This window comes from Nocardia sp. NPDC058244 (assembly GCF_042882065.1).
Taxonomy (GTDB): Bacteria; Actinomycetota; Actinomycetes; order Mycobacteriales; family Mycobacteriaceae; genus Nocardia.
The window spans coordinates 191,294-205,609 of sequence record NZ_JBHVWX010000010.1 but is presented as its reverse complement, the minus strand read 5'-3'; the positions used below and the strand labels follow the sequence as shown (position 1 = coordinate 205,609).

The window sequence follows — 14,316 nt, the reverse complement described above, 5'->3', positions numbered from 1 at the left end:
GGCGATCATGGGACGCGACTTCGACGACATCGCGCTACGGCCCGTTCATCGGCCGCCCCGGATCCGCGGGGAGCGCGAACCACGACCGGCCGGGAGCGCGTCGCGCGTGAGCGACGAGGTGCTCGGTCTGGAGGAGCGCACCGAACGCGCCGAACGGGAGTCGGCGCGCGGTAGCTCCGTGGCCGACGAGCACGCCGAGCGCGAGCGCCGTCCGCGCGAGGGCAGGCCACGCGCCGGGGAACCGGGCGGCCGCTCCCGCGCGGACGAGCCGCGTCGGCCCGCCGCCGAGCGCGCGCCGCACGACGAAGACCACCGCCGGTCGCGCGCGGACGACGACCACCGCAGGCCTCGCACCGGCGAGAACCGCAGGCCGCGCGAGGACGACCCGCGCGCCCGCCGCGACGAGCCGCGCGCGGGCCGGGGCGAGCGACCCGCGACGGGGGAGCGCCGCCCGCGCGGTCCGCGTCCCGATATCGACCGCGCCGCCAAGGCCAGGATCGACCGTGGCCTGCGCGCCGAGGACCACGGCCCGCGGCTGGACCACGAACGCGCGATGGATCCGCGCCGCAAGCCACGTCCGGCCGAGCCGAGCGCCTTCACCAAGGCGCCGCGCCCGGTGCGGGCCGACCGGCCCGACGACGCCGCCGACCGGGCGATGGGCACCGGCCGCGCGGCCAAGTCGCGCAACCGCTCCGACCGGCGCGGCCAGTCCGGACCCTCGCTGCTCGACGACGCCACCCGCGCCCGCTACGAGATGATCGCCCGCGAGCAGTCGGGACTGCGCGCGGCCTGGGCGACCTTCCGCATCCACACCGACGACCTGCGCCGCAACAACGCGCAGGCGCGCACCGAGGCGGTCGTCAACGACGGATTCGACCGCACCACCGCGGAATTGACCGATCGCGGCTACTCGGGTCCCGGCGGCGGCAAGATGAACGTCGTCGGCCGCCCGGTCGAGTACCGGGCCACCACCGCCCAGGTCGCCGGTCTGTGGCCGTGGTCGGTGGGCGCGGGCGCGCCGCTGATCGGCACCCCGCTCGGCTCGCACCTGCACACCGGCGCGCCGGTCTGCTTCGACCCGATGAACTGGTTCATGCGCGGCAGCTTCATCACCGCGCCGAGCCTGTTCGTGCTCGGCCTCAACGGTTTCGGCAAGTCCTCGCTGGTGCGCCGGATCGTGCTGGGCGGCATCGCCCAGGGCATCACCCCGCTGATCCTGGCCGACGTGAAGCCCGACTACCGCAAGATGGTCGAGCTCGTCGGCGGTCAGGTGATCGACCTCGGCTACGGCCACGGCAAGCTGAACCCGCTCGCGGCGGGTGTGCTCGGCTCGGTGGTGCCCCGGCTCGGCGAGTTCCCCGCGCTGCAACGCCAGGTGCTGCAGGACCTGCGGGCCCGCCAGGTGACGCTCATCGCGGGCCTGGTGGAACTGGTCCGCGGCGCGCGGGTGGCCGACTTCGAGGAGACGCTGATCGCGACCGCGCTGCGCATCCTCTACCAGCCGGGCAGCGGCTACGCCCCCGACAAGCCGCCGATCATGGAGAACCTGCTCGAGGTGATCGTCGGCGGCGGCGCCGAACTCATGCTCGACGCCGGCGCCGACAACGAGGACGAGTACCAGAACGCGATCAAGAACCTGCGGCGTTCGCTGCGCGCGCTCACCCAGGGCCCGTTCGGCGCGATCTTCAACGGCCAGACCACCGTGCCGATCGACACCGGCGCCGTCGCGGTGTGCATCGACGTCTCGCACATCCCCACCGGCGACAAGAAGCTCAAAGCCGCGGTGATGCTGGCCTGCTGGGCCGACGGCTTCGCCTCGGTCGAGGCCGCGCACGTGCTGGCCGACGCGAAACTCGGTCCGCAGCGCTACTTCCAGGTGGTGATGGACGAGCTGTGGCAGGTGCTCGGCCTCGGCGACTTCATGGTCGACCGGGTCGACGAACTGACCCGCCTGCAGCGCGGCCTGGCCACCGCGCTGATCATGATCAGCCACACCATCAAGGACCTGCAGGCGCTCGGTTCCGACGCCGCCATCGCCAAGGCGATCGGCTTCCTGGAACGCGCGCGCGCCAAGATCTTCGGCGCCCTGCCCGCCGAGGAGATCAGCAGGCTCGACTCGACGGTGCCGTTCACCGCCGCCGAGCAGGAGATGGTCACCGGTTGGTCGGCGCCCCAGGCCCTCACGGGGGAGGCGCTCAAACCCGGTCAGCAACGGCCGTCGCCGCCCGGTACCGGCAAGTTCCTGCTCAAAATCGGTGAGGATCGCCGTCCCGGCATCCCCTTCCACATGGAGTTCACGGTGTCGGAGAAGGAAAGCGGAATCCACGACACGAACCAGCGGTTCAGCGAGTTCGGCGACAATCCGCGCGGAGCGCCCGACCCCTCGGCGGACGGGGGCGCGCAATGATGCCGCACCGGTCCTATCGCCGGGTCTCGCCCGAGGTGCGCGACGCCGCGGTCGCCCAGGTCGTCGCGTTGACCGACAAGCTGCGCAGCGAATCCGAGGCGTGCCGGGTCGTCGCCGAACAGATCGGTGTGCACGCCAATTCGGTGCGCAACTGGGTGCGCGCGGCCGAGGGCCCGAGCCTGGAGCGGATGGACGCCACCGCGCTGCGCCGCAAGGTGGCGCTGCTGCAACAGCAGCTCGCCGCCGCGGCCGAGATGAACCGCACGCTCGCCGACACGCTCAACGAAACCCGGCGCCGCACGTGATCACCGCCGCGGCGGACCCGGATCCCGGCGCCCGGCGCGGAACGCCAGGAGGCGGCCGGTGAATGCCCGCACGATGCTGATGTCGGCGCTGGGCTCGGTCATCGGGCTGATCGCGCTCGTGCTGGTCATCGTGCTGCCCTCCTCCGACGAGACCTGCGAGACCACCGGTGTGCTGAGCGGTTCGGCGGCGCCGACCCTGCCGCCGCTGGGCGGTGCGGCGACCGGCGATTCCCGGGCCGCCGGGTCCACCACGCCGACCGCCACGTCGAATCCGGCCGTCACCGGCACGCCGTCGCTGGCCGCCGGCGTCGGTCCGCTGCGCCGGACGCTGCCGCTCGAGGTCGGCACCTTCACCATCTCCGACGTGTTCGGTTCGCGCGGCGGCGATCACAAGGGCATCGACATGGCCGCCGCCGACGGGACCACGATCTACTCGGTATCCGACGGCCGGGTCGTGGCCGCCGGTCCCGCGTCGGGTTTCGGCAACTGGATCGTCGTCGATTCGGTCGACACCAACGGCCGGGCCTTCTCCGCCGTCTACGGCCACATGTGGGACCGCGGCGTGAAGGTGCGCACCGGGGAGACCGTGACCGCGGGCCAGCCGATCGGGATGGTCGGCTCGGCCGGCGAATCCAGCGGCCCGCACCTGCATTTCGAGATCGTCCCCGGTGGCCGCTTCACCGGCGGCCGCCAGATCGACCCGATGCCGTGGCTCGACGGCGCGCCGACCCCGGATGTCGGTGGCGCGCGTGCCTTCTCGACCGACGCGAACTGCGTGCGCGGCTTCGGCAGCGCCGGTGGCGCGCTCGCCGACGGGAAGGTGCCCGCGGAGCTGGAGATCTGGTATCGCAGGGCGGGCACGGTGTGCCCGGAGATCTCGTCCTCGCTGCTGGCCGCGCAGGCCAAGCAGGAGTCGGGGTTCCGGCGCGGGCTCACCTCGCCCGCCGGTGCGCAGGGCCTGGCGCAGTTCCTGCCCGGCACCGCGGTCAGTATCAATCCCGACGACGGCAAGCCGTATGTCATCGATGCCGACGGCAACGGCACGGCCAGCGTCTGGGACGACGGTGACGCGATCATCGGCCAGGCCCGCTACATGTGCGCGATCGCGCACAAGATCGCGGGCTGGATGGCCGCGGGCAAGGTATCCGGTGACCTGCCCGCGCTCACCCTGGCCGGGTACAACGCCGGCGAGGGCGCGGTGCTCGCCTCGGGCGGGATGCCCAATCAGTATGCGGCGCACTACTCCGAGACCCGGCCGTACGTCACCAACATCCTGTCGATGGAGCCGCAGTACCGCGCGCCCGGCGCGCAGGGCCGGTTCACGCCCGAACCGGGCGGTGGCGGGGCACAGATCGTCGAGGCCGCGCACGACTGGCTGGGCATGCCGTACGTCTGGGGTGGCGGTGGCGTGCAGGGCCCGAGCAGCGGCGGTTTCGACGCGCCGGGCCTGACCGCCGCCGCGGTGTTCGCGGCGTCCTCGGGCGCGATCACCTTGCCGGGCACCGCCGAACAGCAGTGGGAATCGGGCCGTGAGGTGCCGATCTCGAAGGTGGCTGCCGGTGACCTGGTGTTCAGCGGTTTCGGGCCGAAGGGGCCGTCGAAGGTGGGGATCTACGCGGGCGACGGTCAGGTGATCCAGGCGGTGCCGCCGTCGAGCAGCGGTGGCGGCGGTGGCGTCACCGAGGTGGCGGTACCGGGCGACGCGCGGGCGAGGAGGGTGTTGTGACCACACGTCCCTCGACACCGGGGATAACCTGGTGGGAGAGAACACGAATCCGCACAATTCCGGCGGTGATGCTCGTGGCGGTCCTGCTCCCGGTCGCCGCTTGCGGCGGCGATCCCGATGCCGCGCGCCCGGACTCGGCGACCTCGACCACCCGGCTGCTCGAAGCCGTGGCCACGGTCGACCCGACCACGGCCGACGGGGTCGCGGTCGTGGCCCTACGGGAGATCTACACCTGGAACCCGGCCACCGAGCAACCGGGTGAGTCCCTGCAACGCGCGCGAAAATGGCTGGGGCCCAGCATGATACGTATGCTGGACAGTTCGACGGGAACCACCGACACGCCGAAACCGTCGCTGCAGTGGGCGGACTGGGCGAAGGCGAAGGCGCACGTCGAGGCATTCGCCTTCGCCTCCGGGGAGCAGGCGCCGACGAGCGCGGATCCCGCGGTGGCGCAGTACAAGATCGGCATCGAGCAGACGGTCGTCTACCCGAACGGGCGGTCCGAGGCCCTCCCACCGAGCACGGTCATCGCGACCGTGGTGCAGACGCCGCAAGGCTGGCGCCTCGACGCGTTCCGCTGAGCACCCACCACCATCCGACAAGGTCCACAAGGAGGCACACGTGGCGAAGAAGAAGGTGACGGATCCGGCCGCGGTCGGACCCGACACGACGCTGATCCTGATCGTGTTCGGCTTTGCGACGCTGATCACCCTCGCCGTCGCGCTGCACCTGGGCAACGCGCTGTCGGTGGTGCCGCAGAACATTCCGGCCAACCCGATCGCGGTGGTCGCCGATCTGGCGCGCGGCAAACTGCACTGGCCGCGCGCGTCCACGGTGATCGTGCTGCTGGTGATCGCCGCGGCCATCGCCTACGTGGTGGTCCGCAAGCAGATGAAGAAGCGCGCGGTCAAGGGCAGGCTGTCGATCGACGACAAGGCCGACCACATGGGCGTTGGCGGTGCCATCGCCTCGATCACCGAGGCGGGGGTGCGGCAGAAGGCGGTCGATCTCGGTGTGCGGCTGGGCAGCAACGACGCGCCCGGTGTGCCGATCGGTGTGGCCGTCGCCGACGGGTCCCCGCTCTACGGCTCCTACGAGGACCTGCATCTCGACATCTGGGGCCCACGCCAGGGCAAGTCCACCTCGCGGGTGATCCCGGCGATCCTGTCGGCCATCGGCCCGGTGCTGACCACCTCGAACAAGCGCGACGTGGTCGACGCGACCCGGAATGTGCGCGAGGCCAAGGGCAGCGCGACCTTCGTGTTCGACCCGCAGGGCGTGGCAGGCGAACGGCCGGTGTGGTTCTGGGATCCGCTGGCCTGGGTCGATCACCGCAAGGAGGGCTGCGAGATGCGGGCGGCCCGGCTGGCGGGCCACTTCGCCGACGCCGAGAGCGGCGGCGCCGACAACACCGACAGCTTCTTCGATCCCGAGGCCGAGGACCTGCTCGCCGGGTTGTTCCTGGCCGCCGCGATCGCGGGCAAGCCGATCACCCAGGTGTGGGAATGGGTGACCAACCCGCAGAACAGTGAGCCGATCGAGCATCTGCGCGGGGCCGGGCACGACTTCACCGCCTCCGGCCTGGCGATGCAGTACAACGCCGAACAGCGCACCAAGAGCGGCATCTTCGGCACGGCCAAGAAGATGGTGCGCTGCCTGCAGATGTCGAATGTGCACCCGTGGATCACCCGGGGCAACGGCGACCGGCTACAGTTCGACGAGCTCGAGTTCATCGAGCGCAACGGCACGCTGTACTGCCTGTCGCTGGAGGGCCGCGGGTCGGCCGCGCCACTGGTCAGCGCGCTGACCGAGGCCGTCATCGATGTGGCCATGCGCAAGGCCTCGCTGTCGTCCGGCGGCCGGCTGCCGATCCCGCTGCTGGCGGTGCTCGACGAGGCGGCCAATGTGGTGCGCTGGAAGGATCTGCCCAAGCAGTACAGCCACTTCGGCTCGCGCGGCATCGTCGTGATGACCGTGCTGCAGTCCTGGGCGCAGGGCGCGCGCTGCTGGGGTGACGCCGGGATGAGCGCGCTGTGGTCGGCGGCCAACATCAAGGTGCTGGGCAGCGGTGTCGACGACATGGCGTTCCTGCGTGACCGCTCCGAGGCGATCGGCGAGTACGACTCCATCTCGCAGTCGATGTCGCAGTCGGGCAGCAGCAAGAGCTACTCGCGCTCGCTCAGTTCCTCGGTGACTTTCACCGCCCAGGGCCTGGCGACGTTGCCGCGCGGTCGCGCGGTGGTGTTCACCTCGGGTCAGCCCGCCGTGCTGGTCCGGACCGTGCCCTGGTGGGAGGGGGAGTACGCCGAGGCGGTCAAGCAGTCGATCGAGTACAACGATCCGACCCGCAAGACCCGCATCGACGATCTGATCGGAACGCCGGTGCTGTCGAATTCCACTCCGCCGGAGCAGTACGGCGACGTCGAGGAGGTCAAGCCCCTGTGAGCGAACAGAATTCGGGTGCTCGGGACATCGTGAACGGGTATCCCAACGTGTTCGACTTCGTGAACGACTACCTCAGCAGGGTGTACAGCAGGCAGGTCACCGATATCAGCGACACGGTGTGGTGCACGGAATGGTGGCGCCACCCCGAGGCCGCGGTACGGCTGCACGCGCTGTGGCAGGCCTGGGAGCACTTCCGGCTGGAGGGCGGTCCCGGCATCAGCGTCTGGTTCCTCGACCACGCCGACCCGCATATGGCGAAGTTGTTCGATCCACGTGGGCCGTTCAAGTACTGCAGTGTCCGCAACGGCCACAAGGGAATGCTCGACCGGCTTCCGCTGGAGGATCAGGTCGGCGCGGACCGGGCGCAGTTCACCGATCCCGATGTGAACCGGACGATGGGTAAGACCAAGCCGTTCTAGCCACGCTGATCGTCGGGGGCGCTACGGTCTCGCCCCCGACGACGCGGTGCTCGCGGTCGTGGGTCAGCGGCCGCGTTCGAGACCGCGCGGGTCGATCCCGCGTTCGATTCCGGAGCGCCGAGCGCCCGCGTTGGTCCGCCGGATGGCTTCCTCCGGCGAGATACCCTGCCCCATCTCGACCAGCATGCGAACTTCGGTCAATTCCGGTGCGACGCCCGCCCGTTCGAGATGGGCGGCGATGGCCGCGCGCCGTTCGACGGTGTCGTAGCCCACCTGGGGTGCGTTCCCGCCTGCCGCCGTGGCACTCGCCGCGAACGGGGAGGACGGGTCCTTCTCCAGGGTGAGCCCCCGCGGCTGGGCCGACTTCGAGCCGACCGACATCATCTGCACGAGTTCGATATTGCGCGGGTCCTTGGCCTTCAGATCACGGGCCTCGCGGACCTGCAGCTCGCGGGCTTCCTTCATCTTCGCCTCGACCGCCTTGGCCCGGGCCTCGGCCTCTTTCTGGCCGTGCTCCCGCGACTTGAGGGCGACCAGGGTGGCCATCTGCAGCATGGTGCGCATCATGGACGCCGTTTCGCTGCCGATGTCGTCGAGTTCCGCCATGACTGCTCCCCGATGCCGCTGTGGAAGTGGACAACTGAGCCTACCGCGCGAAGGACACGACTGTATGTCTGGCGGAGCCACGCAAGGGAGGTGTCGAGAAGTTTCGGTGGACATGGAGTGGCGGGGGAGAAAATACGGTGGGCGAGGCGGTCGGCCGGATGAACAATAGGATTGCCTTGCCTCTGATGATCTTCTGGCGGTGTCGGGGCCGGAAAACCGGAAACGGGCCGGACGCCGCGGTGGCGTCCGACCCGCTTCGGGTGGGGCGAGGGGGTGTCAGCCCACCTTGACGGTGGTGAAGCTGATCGGCATCTTCGGCTTGCCGCCACCGGCCGACATGGAGCCGTCGTCGCCCGCGGCGCCGACCTTCTCCAGCGTCTTCAGGCCGGCCTCGTCGATGGTGCCGAAGATCGTGTACTTCGGCGGCAGGATGGTGTCGCCGTAGACCAGGAAGAACTGGCTGCCGTTGGTGCCCTCGGGGGTCAGGCCCGAGTTGGCCATCGCGATCACGCCACGCTTGTACTTGATCGGGCTGTTGAGCGCGGGATCGTTGTCCGGATCGGTCGTCGGGAACTGATCGGTCGGGTACTCGTTGGCGAAGCTGTAGCCGGGCCCGCCCATGCCGCTGGCGGTCGGGTCGCCGCACTGCAGCATCTCGAAGCCCTCCTCGGCCGAGATGCGGTGGCAGCTGGTCTTGTCGAAGTAGCCCTGCTGCGCCAGGCTCACGAAACTGTTGACGGTGCACGGCGATTCGGCACTGTCGAGCTCGAGGCCGATCGGGCCCTGGGTGGAGTCGATGGACACCTTGGTCTTCGGCGCGTCGGGGCCGGAGGCGACCGTGGTGGTGCTCGGCGGCGCCACCGGCTTGCTCGCGGGCTCGGCGCCGACCGGGTAGGCGCAGGTGACGGTGGCCGGCTTGGCGGCGACCGCGGGCGCGTCGGCGGCGGGGGGTAGCTCCCGCTTGCTGGTGGCGGAGGTGCTCGCGGTGGCCGAGGAATCCGCCTCGTCGCCGCCCTTGGTGAGGAAGTACACGCCGGTCACCGCGGCGGCGACCACGATCACACCGAGTACCGAGCCCGCGATCACCAGGCGCTTGCGCTTCTTCTCCTGCTCGGCCCGTCGTTCCAGCTGGCGCTCCAGCTTGCGCTTGGCCGCCGCCCGTCGCTGTTCGTTGCTCGGCACTACCGCGTTCCTCCCGTGTTGTCGGATTCGTCTAGAGGGTAACCGGTTGGACTCGAGGGGCGCCCGTGGGGAAAACTGGATGATCGTGACCAAGACCAGCAGCTTCACCGCCCCGAAGGGGGTCCCGGATTACGTGCCGCCCGGCTCGGCCGAGTTCGTCGCCGTGCGCGACGGCTTGATCCACGCCGCCCGACTCGCCGGGTACGGGCACATCGAGCTGCCGGTATTCGAACAGACCGCCCTGTTCGCGCGTGGTGTCGGTGAGTCGACCGACGTGGTCAGCAAGGAGATGTGGACCTTCGCCGACCGCAACGGCGAGAGCTTCACCCTGCGCCCCGAAGGCACCGCCGGCGTGATGCGCGCGGTGATCCAGCACGGTCTGGACAAGAGCGGTCAGCTGCCGCTCAAGCTCTGCTACGCCGGTCCGTTCTTCCGCTACGAGCGCCCGCAGGCCGGTCGGTACCGGCAGCTGCAGCAGGTGGGCATCGAGGCGATCGGTGTCGACGATCCCGCCCTGGACGCGGAGGTCATCGCGATCGCCGACGCCGGCTTCCGCGGCCTCGGCCTGGACGGGTTCCGCCTCGAGATCACCTCGCTGGGCGACGAGACCTGCCGCCCGCAGTACCGGGAACTGCTGCAGGAGTTCCTGCTCGGGCTGCCGCTCGACGAGGAGACCCGCCGCCGCGCCCAGATCAACCCGCTGCGCGTCCTCGACGACAAGCGGCCCGAGGTGCGCGAGCTGACCGCGAACGCGCCGTTGATGATCGATCACCTGTCCGAGTCGGCGAAGACCCACTTCGAGCAGGTGCTCGCCCACCTCGACGCGCTGGGCGTGCCGTACGTGGTGAACCCGCGCATGGTCCGCGGCCTGGACTACTACACCAAGACGACCTTCGAATTCGTGCACGACCAGCTGGGCGCGCAGTCCGGGATCGGCGGCGGCGGTCGCTACGACGGGCTGATGGCCGAGCTGGGCGGGCAGCCGCTGTCGGGCATCGGCTTCGGGATCGGCGTCGACCGGACCGTGCTGGCCCTGGCGGCCGAGGGCAAGACCGCGGCCGACCCGGCACGCTGCCAGGTCTACGGCATCGCGCTCGGTGACGCCGCCAAGGCGCGGCTGGTCGCGCTGGCCGGCGCGCTGCGCGGCGCGGGGATCAGCGTCGACCTGGCCTACGGCGGGCGCGGGATGAAGGGCGCGATGAAGGGCGCCGACCGCTCCGGCGCGACATTCACCCTGGTGCTCGGCGATCGCGATCTCGAGGAGAACTCGATCGGGGTCAAGGAGATGGCGACCGGCGAGCAGCGGCAGGTGCCGCTGGGCGAGGTCGTCGGCGTGCTGCGCACCGCGCTCGGCCACTGAGCCCGGCGGTCGGGGGCGCGGTAATCTGACCGCGCCTCGGACCGGACCGGCCGGACCGGGTGGAGAGGGACACGGTGGACGGGGAGTCCGGGCGGGCGGCGACGGAACCGGTCGGCATCGACCTGGTCGCGCCCGAGATGTTCGCGCCCATGCTGCGCAGGCTCGCGCTGGCCGCGATCGGTGTCGGCGTCGGTGTGACGCTGCTGTCCGCGATCTGGTTGAGCTGGCCGTTCGCGATCGTCCTCGGGCTGGTCGTCGCGGTGCCGACCCTCGGCTATGTGTTCGCGTTCCGGCGCCGACGGATGTGGTTGAGCGGCACCGAGATCCACGCGCACCGGCTCTTCGGGTCGCGGCGGATCGACCTCGCGGGCGCGACCGGCGTGCAGCTGCTGGTCTACCCGGGCAGGCTCAGCCGGATCGTGCTGAAGGTGACCGTGGGCGCCGAGATCCAGGTGGTGCCGCTGGCGATGTACACCGACTCCGGCAGCGGCCGCGAACTGCATCTGCTCGGCCTGCGCAAGCTCGCCGACGCGCTGGCCGCCAGCGAACTCGCCGCCGCCGTGGCCGTGTCGGAGGTCCTGGTGCAGCAGTTGCGGGCCGAGGCGCGCGATGCCGGGCTGGGGGAGCGGCCGCTGTATCGCGGCGTGCGGCTGGTCCGGGCCAAGGACGCGGTGTCGCCCGTGGTGCTGACCGACGCCGAGGTCGCCGAGCTCGTCTGATCCGCGTGGTGTTCTGCCTCACGGATCCCCGTGCGGGGACTCCTGACTGATTAGCGTGGGAGGCGCCAGAGTCGTCCAGCGCGAGGAGTCGGTCGTGACCAACCCAGCCAGCAGAACTCCGGTCACCGTCGCCGTCACCGGTGGCGCGGGCCAGATCGCCTACGGACTGCTGTTCCGGATCGCCGCGGGGGCGATGCTCGGGCACGACACCCCGGTGCGGTTGCGGCTGCTCGAGGTGCCCGCCGCGGTGCGCGCGCTGGAGGGTGTCGCGATGGAACTCGAGGACGGCGCCTTCCCGCTGCTGTCCTCGATCGAGATCACCGACGATCCCTCGGCCGGATTCGACGGCGCGAGCGTGGCGCTGCTGGTCGGCGCGCGACCGCGCGGCCCCGGGATGGAACGCGGCGACCTGCTGGCCGCGAACGGCCCCATCTTCACCGGGCAGGGCGCCGCGATCAACGCGGTCGCGGCCTCGGACGTGCGGGTACTGGTCGTCGGGAATCCCGCGAACACCAACGCCTACATCGCCATGCGCAACGCCCCCGACGTGCCCGCCGACCGCTTCACCGCGCTGACCCGCCTCGACCACAATCGCGCCATGGCCCAGCTGGCCGCGCGCACCGGCGCCCCGGCGGCCGACATCACCCGGATGGCGGTGTGGGGCAATCACTCCGCGACCCAGTTCCCCGACCTGACGCACGCCACCGTCGCGGGCAAGCCCGCACCGGAACTGGTCGAGCCGGAGTGGGTGCGCGAGGTCTTCGTGCCTACCGTGCAGCAGCGCGGCACCGCGATCATCAAGGCGCGCGGCGCGTCCTCGGCCGCCAGCGCGGCCAGTGCCGCCATCGACCACATCCACGACTGGGTTCTCGGCACCCCCGCCGACGACTGGACCTCGATGGCGGTGCCCTCCGACGGCTCCTACGGCGTGCCGGAGGGGCTCGTCTGCTCGTTCCCGGTCACCTGCGCCGGTGGGCGGTACCGCATCGTCGACGATCTCGATCTCGACGACTACGCGCGGGCCAAGATCGATGCCGGCGTCGCCGAGTTGATCGCCGAACGCGACGCGGTCATCGATCTCGGCTTCGCCAAGGCGGACTGACCGGGGACCTCACCCGAACAGCGCGAGCTGCTCGCTCGGCGGCACCGGCGCCGGTCCAGTCGGCACGGTCCGGCCCTGTGGCCGGCGCAGATCGTAGGCGGCCAGCAGCGGGTCGACCCGCTCGCGCAGCCAGGAGCTGTAGGCGGGCGTGACAGAGCCACCGCGACCGTAGAGCTGACGGTAGCGGCGCACCAGCGCCGGATGTTCGGTGGCCAGCCAGCCGAGGAACCAGCCGCGCGTGCTGCCGCGCAGGTGCATGGCGAAGGCCGTGGCGCTGTCGGCGCCCGCGTCGGCGATCGCGGCGAACAGGGCGTCGAGGTGGGCGCGGCTGTCGGTCAGGCACGGGATGACCGGCGCCACCATGACATGCACGGCGAAGCCCGCGTCGGCCAGGGCGCGGACCAGATCCAGGCGTGCGCGGGGTGCCGGGGTGCCCGGCTCCAGGCTGCGGTGCAGGTCCTGGTCGAGGATCGCGATCGAGACCGCCACGCTGACCGCCACCCGTCGCGACGCCGCGGTGAGCAGCGGCAGGTCCCGGCGCAGCAGCGGCCCCTTGGTGAGGATGGAGAACGGCGTCCCGGAATCGGCGAGGGCGCCGATGATGCCCGGCATCAGCCGGTAGCGGCCCTCGGCCCGCTGGTACGGGTCGGTATTGGTGCCCAGCGCCACCGGCTCGCGCTGCCAGGACCGCCTGGTCAGCTCCTTGCGCAGCACCGCCGCCACATTCGTCTTCACCACGATCTGCGAATCGAAGTCCTCGCCCGCGTCCAGTCCGAGGTATTCGTGACTGCCCCGGGCGAAGCAGTAGCGGCAGGCGTGCGAACACCCCCGCATCGGGTTGATCGTCCAGCGGAACGGCAGTGACGAACTCTCCGGCATCTTGTTCAGCGCGCTCTTGCACAGCACCTCGTGGAAGGTGATGCCGTCGAACTCGGGCGTCCGGACGGTGCGCACCAGCCCCGCCCGGGTCAGTCCGGGCAGGGCGCCGTCCTCGGCATCGAGTGCCTGCGCTTGCCACCGCATGCCCTGAGTCGAACATGTGTTCGAGATGGTGTCAAGCCCGGTCGGTCCGGATTGGTCGGCAGCGGCCGTCCAGTTGGTCGGTACCGGCGTAAAATCGCAGGTGGCGGACCGTGTGGCCCCGCGATCCGCGATGTGGGTGACTCGGTGAGAAGTGTTCGATGGAAAGACCGTTGGTCGGTGCGGTCGTCGCTCAGCTCGTGCTCGGCCTGCTGTTTCCGGGTGCCGTCTCGGCACCCGCGGTGAGCTATGTCGCCCTCGGTGATTCCTATGCCGCCGCGCCGGGTCTGCTCGATCCCGTGCCGGGGAGTCCGCCGCTGTGCACGCGGTCCGCGCAGAACTATCCGCACCGGCTGGCGGCGGCGACCGGGTGGGAACTCACCGATGTCAGCTGCGCCTCGGCGGCGACCGCGCACATGACCACGGCCCAATACGCCGATCAGCCACCGCAATTCGACGCGCTGTCGGCGCGGACGCGGGTCGTGAGCTATCAGGCGGGCGGCAACGACCGCAATCTGTTCCAGACCATGGTGCTCACCTGCTCGGCGCTCAACGCGGGGAACGTCGGTGCCGTCGGGGCGCCGTGTCGCGACAGCCAGGGTTCGCGGTTCAGCGACGACATCGCGGCGGGCGAGTCCGCGATGGGCGCGGCGATCGGGCGGATCCGGGAGCTGGCACCGCACGCGCGGGTCTATGTCGTCGGTTATCCGGCGGTGCTGCCGGAAGCGGGGCACTGCTACCCGCAGATGCCGCTGAGCACGGGCGACGTCGACTACGCGCGGGGCATCGAACAAGAACTCAATGCCGCGCTGCGGCGCCAGGCCGAGGCCAACGGCGCGATCTACGTCGACATCTACACCCCGGCCATCGGGCACGACGCCTGCCGGGACCCCGCGACCCGCTGGGTCGAACCCGTACTGCCCGCGCAGGCGAACGCCACCCCGGTGCACCCCAACGCCGCCGGACAGCAGGCCACCGCGGAGATCCTCCGCGCGGCCGTGACGGCGCCGGGGTGACCGGCGCGC

Annotated in this window: 13 protein-coding genes; 10 read left to right on the top strand and 3 right to left on the bottom strand. The window is 70.9% G+C overall.

Annotated features, from left to right (window positions below; translation table 11 throughout):
- The first annotated feature begins 7 nt into the window (after positions 1-7).
- The 6 genes from ACFVW6_RS29520 to ACFVW6_RS29495 all read left to right on the top strand — a co-directional run bounded on the left by ACFVW6_RS29520 (position 8) and on the right by ACFVW6_RS29495 (position 7,302).
- Entirely contained in the window at positions 8-2,407 is a 2,400-nt protein-coding gene (locus ACFVW6_RS29520) for a hypothetical protein (protein WP_378830087.1), read from the top strand.
- Positions 2,407-2,712 carry a transposase gene (locus tag ACFVW6_RS29515; protein WP_255587337.1) on the top strand — a complete coding sequence of 102 codons (306 nt, stop codon included), beginning with the start codon at positions 2,407-2,409 and terminating at the stop codon, positions 2,710-2,712. The genes ACFVW6_RS29520 and ACFVW6_RS29515 overlap by 1 nt, the downstream gene beginning before the upstream one ends.
- 58 nt (positions 2,713-2,770) lie before the next feature.
- Entirely contained in the window at positions 2,771-4,438 is a 1,668-nt protein-coding gene (locus ACFVW6_RS29510; protein ID WP_378830089.1) for a peptidoglycan DD-metalloendopeptidase family protein, read from the top strand.
- A 68-nt stretch (positions 4,439-4,506) separates the two neighbouring features.
- A complete protein-coding gene (locus ACFVW6_RS29505) occupies positions 4,507-5,019 on the top strand; it encodes a hypothetical protein (RefSeq protein WP_378830496.1) in 513 nt (170 codons plus the stop codon).
- 40 nt (positions 5,020-5,059) lie between these two features.
- Positions 5,060-6,883: a type IV secretory system conjugative DNA transfer family protein gene (locus tag ACFVW6_RS29500; protein ID WP_378830090.1), complete on the top strand. Its 1,824-nt coding sequence runs from the start codon at positions 5,060-5,062 to the stop codon at positions 6,881-6,883.
- On the top strand, positions 6,880-7,302 hold the full coding sequence (locus ACFVW6_RS29495; protein ID WP_378830091.1) for a DUF4913 domain-containing protein: 423 nt from the start codon (positions 6,880-6,882) through the stop codon (positions 7,300-7,302). The genes ACFVW6_RS29500 and ACFVW6_RS29495 overlap by 4 nt, the downstream gene beginning before the upstream one ends.
- A gap of 63 nt (positions 7,303-7,365) precedes the next feature.
- On the opposite strand, the gene ACFVW6_RS29490 is transcribed toward ACFVW6_RS29495, so the two are convergent.
- A complete protein-coding gene (locus ACFVW6_RS29490; RefSeq protein ID WP_355281498.1) occupies positions 7,366-7,908 on the bottom strand; it encodes a hypothetical protein in 543 nt (180 codons plus the stop codon).
- A gap of 276 nt (positions 7,909-8,184) precedes the next feature.
- Positions 8,185-9,090 carry a peptidylprolyl isomerase gene (locus ACFVW6_RS29485; protein WP_355281496.1) on the bottom strand — a complete coding sequence of 302 codons (906 nt, stop codon included), beginning with the start codon at positions 9,088-9,090 and terminating at the stop codon, positions 8,185-8,187.
- An 85-nt stretch (positions 9,091-9,175) separates the two neighbouring features.
- On the opposite strand from ACFVW6_RS29485, the gene hisS reads away from it, so the two are divergent.
- The 3 genes from hisS (at position 9,176) to ACFVW6_RS29470 (ending at position 12,271) form a co-directional block, all read left to right on the top strand.
- A complete protein-coding gene (hisS, locus tag ACFVW6_RS29480) occupies positions 9,176-10,450 on the top strand; it encodes a histidine--tRNA ligase (RefSeq protein ID WP_355281538.1) in 1,275 nt (424 codons plus the stop codon).
- Between the two features lie 74 nt (positions 10,451-10,524).
- Positions 10,525-11,169 carry a hypothetical protein gene (locus ACFVW6_RS29475; RefSeq protein ID WP_378830093.1) on the top strand — a complete coding sequence of 215 codons (645 nt, stop codon included), beginning with the start codon at positions 10,525-10,527 and terminating at the stop codon, positions 11,167-11,169.
- Between the two features lie 94 nt (positions 11,170-11,263).
- A complete protein-coding gene (locus ACFVW6_RS29470; RefSeq protein WP_378830094.1) occupies positions 11,264-12,271 on the top strand; it encodes a malate dehydrogenase in 1,008 nt (335 codons plus the stop codon).
- Positions 12,272-12,280: 9 nt separating this feature from the next.
- Here the strand turns inward: ACFVW6_RS29470 and ACFVW6_RS29465 are convergent, their stop codons facing one another.
- Entirely contained in the window at positions 12,281-13,294 is a 1,014-nt protein-coding gene (locus tag ACFVW6_RS29465) for an Rv2578c family radical SAM protein (RefSeq protein WP_378830095.1), read from the bottom strand.
- 158 nt (positions 13,295-13,452) lie between these two features.
- Between ACFVW6_RS29465 and ACFVW6_RS29460 the strand changes: the two genes are divergently transcribed.
- Positions 13,453-14,307: an SGNH/GDSL hydrolase family protein gene (locus tag ACFVW6_RS29460; RefSeq protein ID WP_378830096.1), complete on the top strand. Its 855-nt coding sequence runs from the start codon at positions 13,453-13,455 to the stop codon at positions 14,305-14,307.
- Positions 14,308-14,316 lie beyond the last annotated feature (9 nt).